16 protein-coding genes are annotated in these 15,298 nt (G+C 30.6%); 15 read left to right on the top strand and 1 reads right to left on the bottom strand.

From position 1 onward, the window contains the following. Positions 1 to 64: 64 nt before the first annotated feature. The 11 genes from OCU55_RS10350 to OCU55_RS10300 all read left to right on the top strand — a co-directional run bounded on the left by OCU55_RS10350 (position 65) and on the right by OCU55_RS10300 (position 9,939). A complete protein-coding gene (locus OCU55_RS10350) occupies positions 65 to 670 on the top strand; it encodes a DJ-1/PfpI family protein (protein ID WP_261852244.1) in 606 nt (201 codons plus the stop codon). Positions 671 to 978: 308 nt separating this feature from the next. Beyond that, positions 979 to 1,893 (top strand): metallophosphoesterase family protein, encoded by a 915-nt coding sequence (locus OCU55_RS10345; RefSeq protein ID WP_261852243.1) that lies wholly within the window; start codon positions 979 to 981, stop codon positions 1,891 to 1,893. 115 nt (positions 1,894 to 2,008) lie between these two features. Further along, positions 2,009 to 2,662, top strand: a complete 654-nt coding sequence (locus OCU55_RS10340) for a carbon-nitrogen hydrolase family protein (protein ID WP_261852242.1) — start codon at positions 2,009 to 2,011, stop codon at positions 2,660 to 2,662. A 25-nt stretch (positions 2,663 to 2,687) separates the two neighbouring features. Beyond that, on the top strand, positions 2,688 to 3,329 hold the full coding sequence (locus OCU55_RS10335) for a cyclase family protein (protein ID WP_261852241.1): 642 nt from the start codon (positions 2,688 to 2,690) through the stop codon (positions 3,327 to 3,329). A gap of 280 nt (positions 3,330 to 3,609) precedes the next feature. Next, entirely contained in the window at positions 3,610 to 3,789 is a 180-nt protein-coding gene (locus OCU55_RS10330) for a hypothetical protein (protein ID WP_261852240.1), read from the top strand. 382 nt (positions 3,790 to 4,171) lie between these two features. After that, the gene (locus OCU55_RS10325; protein WP_261852239.1) at positions 4,172 to 5,356 is read left to right on the top strand and encodes an MFS transporter; all 1,185 of its coding nucleotides are present in this window, start codon (positions 4,172 to 4,174) and stop codon (positions 5,354 to 5,356) included. A 32-nt stretch (positions 5,357 to 5,388) separates the two neighbouring features. Beyond that, positions 5,389 to 6,435 (top strand): ROK family protein, encoded by a 1,047-nt coding sequence (locus tag OCU55_RS10320; RefSeq protein ID WP_261852238.1) that lies wholly within the window; start codon positions 5,389 to 5,391, stop codon positions 6,433 to 6,435. A 111-nt stretch (positions 6,436 to 6,546) separates the two neighbouring features. Beyond that, entirely contained in the window at positions 6,547 to 6,810 is a 264-nt protein-coding gene (locus tag OCU55_RS10315) for a hypothetical protein (RefSeq protein WP_261852237.1), read from the top strand. A 206-nt stretch (positions 6,811 to 7,016) separates the two neighbouring features. Beyond that, a complete protein-coding gene (locus OCU55_RS10310) occupies positions 7,017 to 7,730 on the top strand; it encodes a histidine phosphatase family protein (RefSeq protein ID WP_261852236.1) in 714 nt (237 codons plus the stop codon). Between the two features lie 493 nt (positions 7,731 to 8,223). Continuing rightward, positions 8,224 to 8,868 carry a YidC/Oxa1 family membrane protein insertase gene (locus OCU55_RS10305; RefSeq protein ID WP_261852235.1) on the top strand — a complete coding sequence of 215 codons (645 nt, stop codon included), beginning with the start codon at positions 8,224 to 8,226 and terminating at the stop codon, positions 8,866 to 8,868. Positions 8,869 to 9,087: 219 nt separating this feature from the next. Beyond that, a complete protein-coding gene (locus OCU55_RS10300) occupies positions 9,088 to 9,939 on the top strand; it encodes a pentapeptide repeat-containing protein (RefSeq protein WP_261852234.1) in 852 nt (283 codons plus the stop codon). A gap of 138 nt (positions 9,940 to 10,077) precedes the next feature. Here OCU55_RS10300 and OCU55_RS10295 read toward each other — a convergent pair whose 3' ends face one another. Beyond that, positions 10,078 to 10,437, bottom strand: a complete 360-nt coding sequence (locus OCU55_RS10295) for a winged helix-turn-helix transcriptional regulator (protein ID WP_261852233.1) — start codon at positions 10,435 to 10,437, stop codon at positions 10,078 to 10,080. 445 nt (positions 10,438 to 10,882) lie between these two features. Here OCU55_RS10295 and OCU55_RS10290 point away from each other — a divergent pair, with 445 nt between their 5' ends. The 4 genes from OCU55_RS10290 to OCU55_RS10275 all read left to right on the top strand — a co-directional run bounded on the left by OCU55_RS10290 (position 10,883) and on the right by OCU55_RS10275 (position 15,297). Then, complete coding sequence (locus OCU55_RS10290) at positions 10,883 to 11,518, top strand: flavodoxin family protein (RefSeq protein WP_261852232.1); 636 nt, start codon at positions 10,883 to 10,885, stop codon at positions 11,516 to 11,518. 113 nt (positions 11,519 to 11,631) lie between these two features. Further along, the gene (locus tag OCU55_RS10285) at positions 11,632 to 12,756 is read left to right on the top strand and encodes an SGNH/GDSL hydrolase family protein (protein ID WP_261852231.1); all 1,125 of its coding nucleotides are present in this window, start codon (positions 11,632 to 11,634) and stop codon (positions 12,754 to 12,756) included. 715 nt (positions 12,757 to 13,471) lie between these two features. Continuing rightward, the gene (locus OCU55_RS10280) at positions 13,472 to 14,479 is read left to right on the top strand and encodes an ABC transporter ATP-binding protein (protein WP_261852230.1); all 1,008 of its coding nucleotides are present in this window, start codon (positions 13,472 to 13,474) and stop codon (positions 14,477 to 14,479) included. Next, positions 14,479 to 15,297, top strand: coding sequence for an ABC transporter permease (locus OCU55_RS10275; RefSeq protein ID WP_261852229.1), 819 nt, complete (start codon positions 14,479 to 14,481; stop codon positions 15,295 to 15,297). The genes OCU55_RS10280 and OCU55_RS10275 overlap by 1 nt, the downstream gene beginning before the upstream one ends. The last annotated feature ends 1 nt before the right edge of the window (position 15,298 follow it).

Below are 15,298 nucleotides of genomic sequence, written 5' to 3'. Positions count from 1 at the left end.
TAAACAAAATATATGAAACATAAGTTTAGTTGGTAATATATCAAAAACAAAGTGAGGAAAAACAATGATTTATTTAGTTGATGTACTTTTATTTGATGATTTTGAAACCTTGGATGTATTTGGTCCTGTTGAAATACTTGGTAAACTTCCTGATATATTTAAGTTGAATTTCATATCAATAGATGGAGGAATCACTGAAAGCTCCCAAAAGGTAAGAGTTGAAACTAATTTATATAGAGAAGAGAAAGACTCAGAAAGAATTTTAATTGTACCAGGTGGCAATGGTACAAGAGAAAATGTTGATGATGAAAGTTTTATTTCCTTAATTAAAGAATTACATAAACTTGCTAAATATACGCTTAGTGTTTGTACAGGTTCAGCTTTACTTGCTAAAGCAGGAATACTACATAGCAAAAGAGCAACTACAAATAAAAAAGCCTATAAGTGGGTAACAGAGCAAGATGAAAAAGTTATATGGGTAAAAGAGGCAAGATGGGTGAAGGACGGAAATATTTACACATCTTCTGGAGTATCTGCTGGTATGGATATGACCTTAGGATTTATAGAAGATCTTTTAGGTAAAGAAAAAGCATTGGATACTAGTCGAAGGATAGAGTATATTTGGAACGAAGATAGCAGTTATGATCCATTTTCTAAGTTATATGAGTAATTTAGCATCTTAAAAAACTAGTAGAAGCATTAAAAAAACTTCAGTATATAGAAGTTGGGAAAATTCCTGAATACGCAGAGTCAATTAACGGTAAGCTTCATGAAGCTACTTTTTATTATAAAAAATTATAAAAGGTTAATACATATAAGTTTTAATAAGTTTTATTTATGAAAAGTGTTGAAGTAAGGATATTATAGGCTATTAATCGATGGAGAAGAATAGATGAACTTATATAAATGAAATATTATTATCAAGATTATTAGTTTATATATCAGTTAGACATTAAATAAAGGTAATAGGAGAATTATATGAAAGAGGTAAGGTTTGCAGTCTTTACTGATTTGCATTACGATCATATTCACGATGGACAAAGAAGATTAAAGAATTTCCTAGCTGATGTGCGAGGAAAAGATATAGACTTTATCGTCAATCTAGGAGATTTTTGCAAAGCCACAAAAGAAAATTATATATTACTAGATATAATTAATAGGACAGGTAAGCCTTATTATAGCCTAATTGGAAATCATGATTCAGATTCATGTGCTAGAGAAGAAGTACTTAGATTTTTTGGTATGAAAGATAGCTACTATTCCTTTAAGTATGGTGATATAAAATTTATTGCTTTGGATACTTGCTTTATGCAGTATGACAGAGAGTATGTACCATATTGTAAAAACAATTATGATTCTTCTACTGGAATTTATCCAGTATTACCCGAGGAGGAGTTAAATTGGCTTAAGAAAGAACTTGAAGAAGAATGCCCTTACTTTGTTATACTTTCTCATCATAGTTTTGAAAATGAATTTATGAAAAGAGGAGTTCATAACCGTAATGAAGTGCAACAGTTAATCAATGATATAAATAAAACTGAGAAAAGAGTACTAATCTGTTTAAATGGCCATGATCATGCAGACTCTATAAGAAAGATTGGAGATACATATTATTTTGGAGTAAATGCAATGTCTTATATTTGGTTTGGACCACAGTACGAGCATTTTACTTATTCTGAGGATATACATCAAAAGTATCCTTTTATTAAAGATTTAGTACTTTATGAAGAGGGGCTATATACTATTGTAACTATATCACAAGATGGAAATATTAAAATAGACGGTATGGAAGGACACTATCAGAATGTTTCGCCAAAAGAGCTTGGAATTGAAGGAGAGTGGAATGGACGCGCTATAGCAGTTAGGATCTCTTCATTGAATACTGGAAAGTAGTAAGTGGTTTATTATATTTTTTAGAATAATATTAAGTAGAAAATAAACTAATAATTAAAGTGGGGGTTATTGAAAGTTAGATTATATAAAAATATTAAATGAATGGAGAAATAAAATGAAAGTTTCACTATTACAGCCTAAAATAGAAAGAGGTAACATTAGAAATAATATTGCACACATACAAGAGTTGATTGATTCAAGTAAGGGAGATTTATTGATTTTACCAGAGTATGCTTTTACAGGTTCATTGGTTTCAGAAGATAACGTTGATGTAGATAAGTGGATAATTGAAGGAGAGGTAGCAAAGAAAAACTTGAATATACCTGTAGGGAAGTTATTATTGACTAATTCTTTAGTAAAAATAAATGAAGAAGTTTATAACTGTTGTGAATTCCTACCTGAAGATAAAAAACAAATTAAGGTTTTTCCGGATTCAACAGAAGAAACGCAAGGAATAAAAGCTGGGAAAGAACATGAAACTTTTCAAATGTTTAATAAGAAATTTAAGATTTTTATTTGTATGGATTTTAAACATTGGAGATCTATACAAACAAAAGATTTAGATTTTGTATTATTTATTTATCATTTCACTAATGAGAATTATGAAAAAAGAATTAAAGAGCTAAAGGAATTTGTAAGGGAAAGAAGAATTCCAGTATTGGCTAGTAGTATAGTTTCAGATAAAAATAACGGTTTTAGTACTTATATAAATGAGGGGACTATTATATCCATTCCTGAGTTAGAAGGAATCTTAGAAATTGAACTATAGAAGCTATGAAAAGTGAGATTAAACTATGAAAGTAATTGATTTAACACATATAATTTCAGAAAGAATGCCAGTATATCCGGGTACAGATGAACCTAAATTAGAGGTTGTAAACACATATGATAAAAGTGGTTTTAAGGAAACATTATTAACGATGTTCTCTCATACAGGAACTCACATGGATGCGCCAGCTCATATATTTGATAAAAAAACTACTTTAGATTCATTTCCTGCTGAGCAATTTGTAGGAAAAGCATTAGTTATTGATTGCAGTGATTTAAAGGAAGGTGAGAAAATCACCATAAAGTATATTGAAGATGTGAAAGAAAAAGCTGATGAGGCAGAGTTTATATTGTTTAGAACAGGTTGGGATGAGTTTTGGGGTTCAGATGACTATTTTGGAGAATATCCTTATATTACTGAAGAGGTTGCAGACTATTTGATAAAAAGTAAAAAGAAAGGTGTTGGTTTAGATGTAATTGGTATAGATCCAATTGCAGATAATAATTTAACCTTGCACAAAAAACTTTTTGCTGAAACTGAAATAGTTGTTATTGAAAATTTGACTAATTTAAAGAAAGTTGGCAATGAATTGTTTACGCTATGCGCACTTCCTTTAAAATATGAGAATGCTGATGGAGCGCCTATTAGGGCAATTGCAATCTTATAAGCCAAGTAAGATAATAAAGATGAAACACGTCAATCATTAAAAGTAAAATATGAAGTGGTACATCCATATATAATATGCAAAATATGATAAAGGGAGGCCTGAAAATGGCGTCCCTTTAATGGCTTAAAACAAAAAAATAAATTAAAAGACTTTGGTAGTTTATTACATACCATATTATTGAAGATAATATAAATATATTATGTATAATAATTATAATTGATAAGGGTAGAGCCTATAAGCTTTTAATTATGGTTTTATCAATCTAAATGAGGGGAGAAGTATGAAGAAAAAAATATTATTAATATCAGCAATCTTATTGTTAATAATATCAGCCATAATTTTGTTTATTGGTATACGAGAAGATAACAATACAGCAAGAATAACAGCACTTGTTTTAATATTAGTTGTAAACATATTAAATATCTTTAGAAATGCTGATAGGTGGAATCAAGAAAAATAAATTGAGTGGACTTTATGTTTGAAAGTTGCTGATGGCAAGTTCCATAAATAGAAGAAGCATTTATCATATTAAATACTTAATGTAATTTTTGTGTAAAAAGTCATATGATAAGAATGTTTTTATATCTTAGCCAGTTATTCATTTAATAAGCTTTATGCTAATTGAATATTATATAAAACACCGTACTAGAAATAGCTACGGTGTTTTACTTATATATAGAAAAAAATGTGAAAAGAAGTTAGTCTTAAAATGATGTTTTTCAGAAATAGAAAAGAGTATGCAAGTTTTGAAACGATAATTGATTAATATAAGGTGGTATGCTAGTCTTATTACATAAACTTTTAAAAGTTTGCGTAATAAGTTTGGAGAGTGGGGACAACCAATGAAAAATCGTTTTAGTTTAAGTTTTAAAGCATTCTATTTTATATATTTAGGCGCTGTTGGAACCTTTATGCCATATGTAAATGTATATTTAGAAAAAAGTGTTGGATTAAATGGTTCTCAGATTGGATTAATTGCAGCTTTGAGCTCAGTTGTTGGATTTACTGTGATTCCTATCTGGGGAGTAGTTGGCGATAAAACTAGAAAATATAATGCTTTATTAAGAGTGTCTCTTGCTGGAGCTTTAGTGATGGTGGCTTTATATCATAAAGCAGCAACATACCCGATGATAATATTCTGTGCAATTGGTCTAGAAACAATGAGATTAGGCACTATACCTATGACAGATACAGTAACTACTAAGTATTGTCATGAAAGTGGTGGTAATTATGGCGCCATTAGGGCTATGGGGTCACTCGGATATATGCTAGCCAGTATGGCAGTTGGGTTCTTAGCAGATAAATTTGGATTAGATGGACCTATTTTTGCTAGTTATGCTTTTTTATTAGCTATAGCTATTCCAATTAGTTTTACTTTTCCTAAAAACGGAAACAAAGAAGAACGAGAAGAAGATAAATTGCAAAAGAGTAGCTTTAAAGAATTATTGGCCAATAAAAATTACATATTTATTTTGTGCATTGCTATTCTTACAACAGTAGTAGTAGACTCTGCAATGAGTTATGCTGGAAATCATCTAGTTTCTACTCTACATGGCACAAAATCATTAATTAGCTGGATGACTTTTATAACAGTGCTACCAGAAGTGTTATTTTTAATGGTTGCCATTAAGGTTATTAATAAGATAGGTTTTAAGAAATATTACATCTTAGTTGTTATTTCAATGATAGTAAGATTCGGAGTTTATTCATTTTCTAATAATCAATATGCATTCTTAGCAGTAAGCGTTGTTCATTGCTTAGGGGTAGCAATGGTGACAGTTGGAAACTTGACTTATATTAGGAATTCAGTTAATTCAGCAGTTTTAGGTACTGCAATTACTTTGTTCAATGCTGCAATGTCCATTGGAAGAGCTATATTTGGGTATGCATTTGGAATTGTATATCAATATGGAAATAGTTATATGATTTATATGTTAGGTACTGCAGCTTTTGTAGTTGCGTTAATTATTCTAATTAGGACAAACCATTTTGATAAACTTGATGTGAAAAAAGGACATGTATTTTAAAGTTATTAGTTATTAAGATTTAGGAGAACTCAATGAGTGAACTTTCTGGAAGACCTAATATTCTAAAGAGATTAAATAGTGACATAATCAAAAATGCTTTGAAAAACTTGGAATCTGCAACGAAAGCAGAATTAGTACAAGAAACCGGAATAAGTCTTACTACTGTTGGAGTTATACTTAGTAAGCTTGTAGAAGATGGTGAAGTTCAAAATCAAGGTTACGATGAGTCTAGTGGAGGTAGAAGAGCGGAGAGATATACTCTTAATCTTAATTATTCTCTGGCAGTTGCTTTATGTGTTGAGAATAAATACATAGATTATGCAGTGGGTAATTCAGCTGGAGCTATATTAGAAGAAGGACGAGTAGAAATCGCTGATACTAAACAAATTAATGCAGTGGAAGAAGTTTTGAAATGCTTAATAGATAAGTTTGCTTCAATAAAATGTATTGGTATTGGGGTACCTGCAGCGGTAGCTAATGGACGCCTTTTTACAGGTACAAAATTAGAAGAGTGGCATAACTTTAATGTTCAGGATTATCTTGAAAAGAAATACAATGTTCCAGTGATTATGGAAAATGATCTTAATGCAATTGTTGTTGGTTTTGCTAATAATCATCTTAAAGAAGATGGAGCTTCTTCTAACTTTTTGAATATGATTTATATCAATTTTATGACCACTGGTATTGGATCAGGGATTATAGCTAATGGAATGCTAATCAGAGGCTTTTCAAATTATGCTGGAGAAATATCTTTTCTTCAACTGGGCAATGGAGATAACTTATTTGATGCAGTAATGAGAGAACATACAAATGATGAGTATGCAAGTGCGATAGCAATGGCTATAGGAAATCTAAGTTGTATAGTAAACCCAGAGTATGTTGTAATAGGAGGAGATGCATTTGAAGAACATAATTTAGACTTAATAAATGAATATTGTTCTAATTGTATTCCAGAGAATGTTAGACCTAAAATCATATACGCAGAGGATTATAGAGAGGATTATATTTCTGGAATAATGCATCTTACTATTGAAGAAATGAATTCAGGGATTAGGCTAGTGACAACAAAAAGATTATAATTTTCTTTCAATAGTCTTAAGGCTACCAAACTTTAAAACAAAGGATTAGAGAAATGGGTTTGATAGTTATTTTTAAATATAATTAAGTAATTAATATTTAGGAGATATAGAATGATTGAATTTAATTATGAAAATGTTGATGGAAATTATGAGGATTATAACAAGAATCACGAAAAAGATATAATTATGCTTCAATTATTGCAGGATACACAGTTTATATTAGAAATGCTAATAAAGAAAATCTCTATAGTTGAGGCTAAACTTGAAGTTAAACAAAACTATAGTGATGATGAAGTATTGAGATCATTAATGATGATGTACAATAAAAGAAAAAGTAAATTTATCGAGCTAGTAAACGATGAAAAAGATAAATGAAAAAGAGTTTGTTTTTTTGCTAAAATTTATAATTTAAATAGATTTGAGGATAGGAATGCATAATATTCTTAAAACATAATATAAGTTAAAGAATAAGAAAAGAAGAATGTTGCACCTGTAAGTTTCTTTATACATTTTGAAAGGCAGATGCGAAAAAAATTACTTAAGAAAGTCGCTTCGGCGATTTTTTAATATGGAGGGAAAAAATGAGCGATAAAAAAGTGGGAAAGATTACTGTATATTTAATGAGACATGGACAAACTATTTTAAACAAGGCTGGAAGAGTACAAGGTTGGTGTGATGGGGTTCTTACAAAAGAAGGAACAGAAGTTGCTGTAAATGTTGGATTAGGGGTAAGTGATGTTAAATTTAAGGCTGTTTACAGCAGTGACTTAGGTAGAGCTACAAAGACTGCAAAGATAGTAATCAAGGAAAATAGAGCCAGTGACACTTTAGAATTAAGAGAGGTTGAAGGATTAAGAGAAGTATACTTTGGGAAATTTGAAGGAGAGCTTGAACATGTTAAGTTCAATGCAATACTTAACTACCTTAAGGTAAGTTCCTTTGAAGAAGCAGTAGAAAAATATGATTTTCAAAAAGAATATGTAAATTCAGTTGCTGCCTTAGATGAAACAAAGGAGGCAGAAGATCATGACACAGCATTAAAAAGAATTATGGAAGCTTTAAAAGAGATTTGCCTAGAAAATTTAACTGATCGAGATGAAAATGTACTTGTAGTATCTCATGGAGGGATAATTAGACTAGTTATAAACTATTTAGATAAAAGCTTTGATTTAAGAAATATGGATAATTCAAGCATATCAAAGATAATATATAAAGATGGAAACTTTACAGTTGAATCTGTAAATGACACTAGCTATTGTGAAAAAGGTAAGGCTATGAAAAGTGTGATAAGCTAATCACACTTTTTAGTTTTTTTATATTGAAAGATACAAAAGAAAGCTTTATTTGTACCAATAATACAAGCTCTTGCGATACAATAACTTGGCTCATATTAAGGAAATAGTCAGAACTCAAGCTTAAGAATATATAAAGAAATTATTAAATATTACAAACGTGGTTGATAATAACTTATAAAGTGGTATAATTCATATATAATTTAGTGACGAGGTAACTTTATGAGAGCGGAATTATTGAACAGTATACATGTATTCCTTATTCTAATATTCTTTATAGGTTTTATTGCCTATACAATTAGAGAAGCAAGGAACTGCATTAGAAAGTTTAAGTATAATTACATAAAGAGGACATGTTCGAAATATCTAGACTTTTCTAGATTTATGATAAAAGAAAACTATTTTTCCTATGAAAAATATGATATTTGGCGGTATTGTGAGCTTTTTTAGATGAAGTGATGTATCTTAATATACTTTAATAATTAGGAGGGAAATTATGAACATCATTTCAAATCTATTAAATTCGATACTAGGTTATTTTTTTAATATAACAGGGGATTTTGGTATAGCTATAATACTTCTTACATTAGCGGTGAGAGTAGTGTTAATGCCATTATCTTTTAAACAGAAGTTTGGAATGCAGGAACAGCAAAAACTTGCAAGAGGGCTAGAGGAAATAAAAGAAAAATATAAGGATAATAAAGTAAAGTTAGAAAGTGAAACACAAAAATATTATCAGGAAAATTCAAAAAGCATGCTAGGATGTTTAACGAGCTTTCTTCAACTACCTATATTTTTTGCATTGTACAATGTGATATTAAAAATGCCAATGAGCACAGCAACTATGCTTGTTCCTTGGGTAGCAAGTTTAAAAATGGCAGATAATTTCTTTATTATACCTACTGCATATGTTATAACAGTGTTAATTCCAAACTTACTACCTTATGTACCATTTCTAAGCATAACAACTCAGGCTAAAATTAGTAAGACTAACATATTAGTATCCAGTCTAATGAGTGCAATAATAACTTTTAAAGCTCCTATTGCTCTTGGATTATATCTAATAACTACGAGTTTATTTTCTGCTATAGAAGAAATAGTCTTTAGGATTTATGTAAGAAGAAGAGAACTTGTTGCTTAAAAAATCTAATTATTAATATATAAAACTTTTAACATCTCGCTATTCAAAATAAGTAGTGAGATGTTTTTGCTTTTTATTTTTAAAAAAATATAAGTATTAGTTCAAAACCACAGCAAGTTTCATTGTTTTTGTAAGAACTTTAACTGAAAAGTATATTTTGTATGATATAATATTAAAGTGAAAAATTGATTACACTTTTCTAATATGAGGTAAATAAATATGTTATATATAGATCAAGACAAACTTAATAGGGAGCTAAAAGCTGACTGTAAAAACTGTTTCGGATTATGCTGTATAGCTTTGTACTTTTCAGCTTCAGATGGTTTCCCAACCAATAAAGACGCAGGTAAATCTTGTATAAACTTAAAGGAGGACTTTACTTGTTCTGTACATACGAGTCTTAGAAATAAGGGACTTAAAGGCTGTACTGCATATGAATGTTTTGGTGCCGGTCAAAAGATAGCTCAAGTAACTTATAAAGGAAAAGACTGGCGGCAAGTACCTGAAGCATCTAAGCAAATGTTCGAAGCTTTTTTAATAATGAGACAGCTTCATGAAATGTTATGGTATCTTACAGAAGCTTTTAATATTCACAATGAGAGTAAGATAAAACAAGAAATAGGAGCATTGATTAATAGAACAGAGGAAATTACGCTTCTGGATGCGGAAGGTCTTTTAAAATTCGATATAGAGGCTCACAGAAATAAGGTCAACATATTTCTTAGAAATACCAGTGAAATGGTGCGCAATAATGCTAAAAGTAAAGAGAAATACAACAGTAAAAAGAAACGGCCAACTGCTAAAAGGTTTGATTATTTCGGTGCTGATATGAGGAATATGGAGCTTATAGGAGCAGATTTAAGAGGCGCATGTTTAATTGCTACAAATCTTAAAGGTGTTGATTTGAGTGGTGCGGATTTAATAGGAGCAGATTTAAGAGATGCTGATTTTTGTGGTTCTAATCTTGTAGATACAATATTTCTTAACCAAGCACAGATAAATGCAGCAAGGGGAGATGCTAGTACAAGTCTTCCACTGAGGTTAGTACGCCCAAGCCATTGGATGAAATAATTAAAACATCGGATGGCTAATTACCTGATTTTAACACGGGGCTTTAACAACTCCATAATTTAAAACGGTTTAAAACATCGTAAAATTCAAAAAATAGGATTTTACGATGCTTTTATTTTAATAATTATTATATTAAAGTTAGTCTGCAGTATGCGATTGTTTACATTCTTCATCTAAATGAGGATAATATTTAATAGACCAAGACTCAATTTCTTTAATAATTTTAGTTAGGTCTTTTCCCTTATCAGTAAGAAAATACTCAACCTTTGGAGGGATTTCTGCATAAACCTTCTTATCGATTAAATCTTCAACTTCCAATTCCTTAAGCTTTTCATTCAACACCTTCTGGCTTATGCCTTTAGTCATCCGTTGAAGTTCTAGAAATCTTTTAGGCTCATCGTATAAATGACAAAGCAAAACAGCTTTCCACTTACCTCTAATAAAATCCATAGCAAAATCTAATAAGCAAACATATTTTTTGCCATTATAACTAATCATCTAACTAACTACCTACTTTCAATCTTATAGTCCAATTTGTTGGTAAATATAATTCTTTTAGAAATCTCTTAATTTCAACAATAATATTAAACAGAGTCTAATTTAACTTAATAGTAATTAGAATTACAGTATATATCAACTGAACTTATAATAGCAAATTCATTGATGAAAATACATAGAGTTTGCTAAAGATGAAACACTTTAGTCTGAAGTTTATTTTTAAAATTCCTCTAGGTTCTGAGAGGAGAATTTGAAAATATAAGCTTAATTATTAAGTGGCCCATCTATAATAATATAAATTTAATTTGTGCTTAGAATATAGAGATTGCAATAAATCTTACTAAAAGGTAAGTCATCTAACTAAAAAGTGCGTACTTGTGGCTTAATTTGCGTAATCATATAATAAGCACATGATTTTAAATTAAAGTGTGTGGAGGTATTAATTATGAAAGTTGTAGCTTTTAATGGAAGTCCAAAGAAGAATGGAAATACTTATGAGGCAATAAAGGCAGTGGCTGCAGAATTGGAGAAAGAAAATATAGAGGTAGAGATTATTCATGTAGGCAATAAGACGATCCGTGGATGTATGGATTGTGGTGGATGTAGCAGAAATATGAATGAAAGATGTGTAATGCAAAATGATGAAGTTAATGAGTGGATTCAAAAAATGAAAGAGGCTGATGGGATTATTTTGGGATCACCTGTACATTATGCTGCAATACCAGGTACAATGAAGTCATTTTTAGACAGAGCATTTTATGTTACATCCATTAATAAAGGAATGCTTAGACATAAGGTTGGAGCAAGTGTTGTGGCTGTAAGAAGAGCTGGAGGAGTTCCTGTGTTCAATCAGCTAAATAATTATTTAAATTATTCTGAAATGTTAATGCCTACATCTAATTATTGGAATGTAATCAATGGAACAGCACCTGGAGAAGCACTACAAGATGAAGAGGGAATGCAAATCATGAGCGTTTTAGGTAAAAATATGGCATGGTTATTGAAGCTTGTTAAGGCAGGGGAAGGTACCGTAGAAGAGAATAAAAGAGAAGACAAAATATTTACTAACTTTATAAGATAAGTATTTTTTGTGGAATACCTCCGTTTTTCTTTAAATTGCTTAAAAACTTATTCTGGAAAAATAGCTATAGTGATATAATTCAAAGTAGTATAAAAGTTAGGAGTGAGGAAATAGTGAGAGAAAATGAAAAATTGAGGGTGCAAAAATTATCTGATATAGAAAATTTAAAAGTTCATGGTAGGACAACTGGATGTCTTTCACCTCTTACATTATTCTGGACAGGTAGTGCTATTGAATTGAATGCAAAGGGAACTGAACTTTGGATTGAAGTAGAAATTGACTATGATGTTTGTGAACCTTGGATTAGTGTAATTATTAATTCGGTTCCTGTAAGTAGGCAAATGCTAGTAGCTGGAAAATATTGGGTTTGTGTATTTAGGGGAATGAATAAAGATATGATAAAAAATATTAAGGTAGTGAAAGATGTACAAGCTATGAGCGGAGATCCAGGATGCTTAATGCAAATACATGCAGTAAAATTTGATGGAGAGTTTTTTCCAATAGAAGAAAAACCATATAAGATTGAATTTATAGGAGATAGTATAACATCTGGTGAAGGGGCAATAGGAAGTAAAGTTGAAGAGGATTGGATACCTATGTGGTTTAGCGCAATAGATAACTATTGCAATCTTACATCCGAAGCTTTAAATGCAGATTATAGGATTATATCTCAAAGTGGTTGGGGAGTATATACAAGCTGGGATAATAATCCTTATTACAATATACCTAAATATTATAATAAGGTATGCGGTTTGCTCACTGGGGCTAAAAACGAAAGTTTGGGGGCATTTAAAGAAAATGATTTTGAATCCTGGCAGCCAGATGTTGTAGTAGTTAATCTTGGGACAAATGATTCAGGGGCATTCAATAATCCAGAATGGAAAGATGAAATAAGTGGTAAGACTCATAAGCAACGATTGAATGAAGATGGTACTTATAATAGAGAGGATCTACAATCCTTTGAGGAGGCTGTTTATAATTTTCTTGTTAAAATCAGAAAATATAATAAGAAAGCTCAGATTATATGGGCATATGGAATGCTTGGTATACCTATGATGCCAGCCATCTATAGAGCTGTAGATACTTATGTTAAAGCAACAAAAGATGACAAGGTAACTGTATTCCAACTTCCAAACACAACAGATGAAACAGTGGGGGCAAGAAATCATCCTGGATTATTGTCTCATGAAAAAGCAGCAAAAGAACTAAGCGGATATATAAAAGAACTTTTGAAATAATCATTGCTATGGATGTACTACTTCGTAATAAAATATATTATTTTTAAATTCTCTCACCAGAACCCGTGAGAGCTTTAAAAATAGATTTCGGTTCGAAGTGGTACATCTATATAAAGACTAAATGTTATATTGATAGCGTATGTAGTTGATATTTTAGTATTAATAAGATAAGAATTCTCATATACATGGGAGTTCTTATTTTTTACTGTAAAGGAATCAGTCATAAAAGTAAAATCTTCACAAAGTGTAATGAAAAGGAGCTTGTTTTTTTCATAGGAAAGTATAAAGTTTTAAGGCTAGCTAAACCTAATAATTTTGAGTGTTTAGCATAGCTTTTTAGGGGATATAGTAAAAAACAAACTTGTTCGTCTGTAAGTTTTCTCGTAAGCATTCGGAAAGGTAGATGCAAAAAAACAACTGAAGAAGGTCGGTTTAGTTAGTTTTTTATATGAGAATAGGATTTATAGGTTGTTACAAAAAACAGTTACATATATTGACAACTAAATAAAAGCAAACTACAATGAAAAGTGGCAATAAAGTGGATTTTTTATTCTACTTTGTGCAATCGGTTGCTTATTGTAGAACTAAGCAATACAGCACGAAGATGATTTTGAAAATATTAATATTTAGTAAATAAAAGCTTTCAATATAAGTTGTTAAAGAATATTAAGGCTAGAAGGACTATCTTTATGTATAGGAGCTAGGAGGAGAATACATGATTGTATTAGAGAATGTTTGCAAAGAATTTAAAACAGTGAAGAAGCAAGAAGGACTCAAGGGAGCATTTAAAGGTTTGTTCTCAAGAGATTATACTTTAAAAAAGGCAGTTGACAACATGACCTTTACAATAAATAAGGGAGAAATAGTAGGTTATATAGGGGCTAATGGTGCAGGGAAGTCTACCACAATAAAGATGATGACAGGGATTCTTACACCATCTAGTGGAAAAGTTACCGTAGATGGTATAGTGCCATATGAAAATAGAACAGAAAATGCAAAGAAAATAGGGGTAGTTTTTGGTCAAAGAACTCAGCTTTGGTGGGACCTAGCCTTAAGAGAAACTTTTACTGTATTGAAAGAGATATATGAAGTTTCAAATGAGGATTTTGAATATAGGATGAAGTTTTTAGATGACGTATTAGGACTTGGTGAATTCATGGCAACACCTGTAAGAAGCCTTTCTTTAGGACAAAGAATGAGAGCAGATCTTGCAGCATCACTTCTTCATAACCCTCAAATACTATATCTAGATGAACCAACTATAGGACTTGATGTAATAGTAAAGGAAAAAGTAAGGAAAGCTATTAAAGAGATAAATAAAGAATTTGGTACAACCGTTATATTAACTACTCATGATCTAAACGATATTGAAGAACTGTGTAATAGGATAATTATTATAGATAATGGTAAGAAAATATATGATGGAAGTATTGAAGCAATAAAGAGTACCTTTGGATATATGAGTCAAGTGGAGATAAAGGTAAAAAGTACTGAAGTGTTTGAAAGATTTGATATTAATAAATCATTAAATTTCTCAAAGGAAGATTTGTTAATAGAAGAGGGAGTAGGGGCAGTAATAGTCACATTTAATAAGAACAAAATTCCAGTATCAGATATAATTTATGTGATTATGAAAGAGTGTCCAGTGCTAGATGTATCAATCAAAGAAACAAGCATAGAGGAAATAGTCAAGAAGATATATAGGAATGAGGTGAATGTTTAATGAGAAGGTTAGCAAAAGTCTATATGCCTTTCTTAAAATGTTCTATTCAAAGATTCGTAGCCTATAGAGCAAATGTGTACATGTTTATATTAGGCAATATAATCGCAACCTTTGTAGTTTATTATCTTTGGAAAGCTATTTTTGCCAATTCGCCTCAAGGAGTTATGTATGGGTTTACAGCTGCTGAGATGGCTTTATATGTATTTATGAGTAGGATAACAGCTGGAATTTTAGATAATAATGCAACTTATTTTGTAGGAGGAGAAGTTAGGGATGGTTCTATAGCTATGTCTCTAATTAAGCCGATAAATTTTATGGGAAGAGTGCTTTTTCAATGCTTTGGAGGAACAGCAGCCTTTCTGATATTTGCAGCCTTACCTCTATGGGTAATATTGTTGATTGTAAGATATGTAACTATTGGAGAACTACCACCAGATATAATGACTTTAGGCTTATATTTAATTAGTTGCATATTAGCATATTTTGTTCTGTTCTTCTTTAACTATTGTGTTGGTTTACTAGCATTTTCCTTCACAAATTTATGGGGAATTTCTCAAATACAAGCAGCAGTTGTTGAATTTTGTTCAGGGTCACTAATACCGTTAGTATTTTTTCCACACTGGTTTCAGAATGTATTAAAATTTGTACCTTTTTCATCAATGAATTATACTCCTATAATGATATATTTAGGGAAAATAAAAGGCTACGAAATTATAAATAGTTTGTTAGTTCAAGTAGTTTGGATAGTGCTGCTTGCTTTATTAAGTACTTTCATGTGGAATAGATCAATGAAGAAACTAACCATACTTGGAGGTTAAT

The sequence above is a fragment of the Clostridium folliculivorans genome, assembly GCF_024341905.1.
GTDB lineage: Bacteria > Bacillota > Clostridia > Clostridiales > Clostridiaceae > Clostridium_AR > Clostridium_AR folliculivorans.
The sequence above is the reverse complement of the archived record's forward strand: the minus strand, read 5'-3'. Positions and strand labels throughout refer to the sequence as shown.